Below are 1,510 nucleotides of genomic sequence, written 5' to 3'. Positions count from 1 at the left end.
TAAATATTTAAAATTCAGGAAAAAAATATGAACAATAATTATCCTAAACCTATGATAATAATGCACTGGATTACCTTTGTTTTAGTTGTAATTGTATATTTGACGAGTGGAGATCCAACAAGAACAGGTTTGCAGGGCCAGATTCATGTTATAGGTGGAATTTCAATATTTATTCTATTTTTCGTGCGGTTGAGTGTTGTTTTTCTCTATAAAAGAAGTATTCCTCAAAATGAGATCATTAATCCGTATCAAATAAAATTATTTAAAATTGTCAGATTTACGCTTTACGTAAGTTTATGTGTCGTTCCAATAGCGGGCTGGCTTGCATTATCGAGTTTCACTGATAACTTCCAAGTATTCTCTTTAAATTTGCCACTTTTGAGCAGTGTTAGAGAGGTTAAATATATTGGTCAGATGCATCAATTTTTAGGTAACTTCTTTATTACAGTCGTAGGTTTACATGCTTGTGCTGCATTAATCCACCATTTTATTTTCAAAGATAATGTATTAAAAAGTATGCTTTTTAAAAAAATGAAATGATTTAGATCTATAACTATAGAAAATAGGCATATTGTTCACCTAGAACAACATGCTTTATTGATATAAAGCATGTCAGATAGGTCAGGTATTTCTATAGACTTATTATCTATACTCCTCATGGAGTGGGAATATTTGGATTATACAAAAAAGGATCTTATGCCACCGCAACATTAAATAATGATCCAATCCAAGCACTGAATAACATGGCAATAATACCCCAAATCATTACCCGAATCGAACCTCTCCAAATACTGGCGCCGCCCGCATAACTGGCCAAGGCACCCATAATTCCGAGACTTAATACCCCAATCAGCATGACGCCTTTCTCTAAGTATCGCTCAGGCAGAAGCATAATTGAAATTAAAGGAAATAATGAGCCTACAGTAAATGCAATGGCTGAAGAGAAGGCAGCACGAAACGGCTGGGCAGAAGTATGATCTGAAATACCAATTTCATCACGCGCATGTGCATCTAAAGCATTGTGTGCAGTCAGTTGTTGCGCGACTTCTTGCGCTAAAGCGGGTTGTAATCCACGCTGTATGTAAATATTTTTTAGCTCATTTAATTCATGTTCAGGATGGCGTTGCAGTTCACGTTCTTCCATCTGCAGATCATTCTTTTCAATGTCTTGTTGCGATTTAACGGAGATGTATTCACCTGCAGCCATCGATGCAGCTCCAGATATTAATCCGGCGATACAGGTCACCAGTACAGTATGGGTAGATGCTCCACTGGCTGCGATTCCCACCACGAGACTTGTGACTGAAATAATCCCGTCATTTGCCCCCAGCACAGCTGCACGCAACCATCCCGCACGTTCGATGTAATGTTTTTCAATATGATAAGAATGGCGCACAAGGTATATCCTTTTTGTTATCAGGATGATTATAATAAATTTATTTCATCTGTAGAGATTATTATTGGCTAATTTCAAAAACCGTGATTAAAAGGCAAAAAAATTTTAAAACGG

2 protein-coding genes are annotated in these 1,510 nt (G+C 36.8%); one reads left to right on the top strand and one right to left on the bottom strand.

Going from position 1 to position 1,510, the window contains the following annotated elements; translation table 11 throughout:
- Positions 1 to 27 precede the first annotated feature (27 nt).
- Entirely contained in the window at positions 28 to 540 is a 513-nt protein-coding gene (locus tag DPG01_RS18315; protein ID WP_004761014.1) for a cytochrome b, read from the top strand.
- 154 nt (positions 541 to 694) lie between these two features.
- Here the strand turns inward: DPG01_RS18315 and DPG01_RS18310 are convergent, their stop codons facing one another.
- Positions 695 to 1,396 carry a VIT1/CCC1 transporter family protein gene (locus DPG01_RS18310; protein WP_004761016.1) on the bottom strand — a complete coding sequence of 234 codons (702 nt, stop codon included), beginning with the start codon at positions 1,394 to 1,396 and terminating at the stop codon, positions 695 to 697.
- Between the last annotated feature and the right edge of the window lie 114 nt (positions 1,397 to 1,510).

It is taken from the genome of Acinetobacter sp. WCHAc060042 (assembly GCF_003231195.1).
Taxonomy (GTDB): domain Bacteria; phylum Pseudomonadota; class Gammaproteobacteria; order Pseudomonadales; family Moraxellaceae; genus Acinetobacter.
Note: the sequence above shows the minus strand (reverse complement) of the source record. Positions and strands in the feature narration are given on the sequence as shown.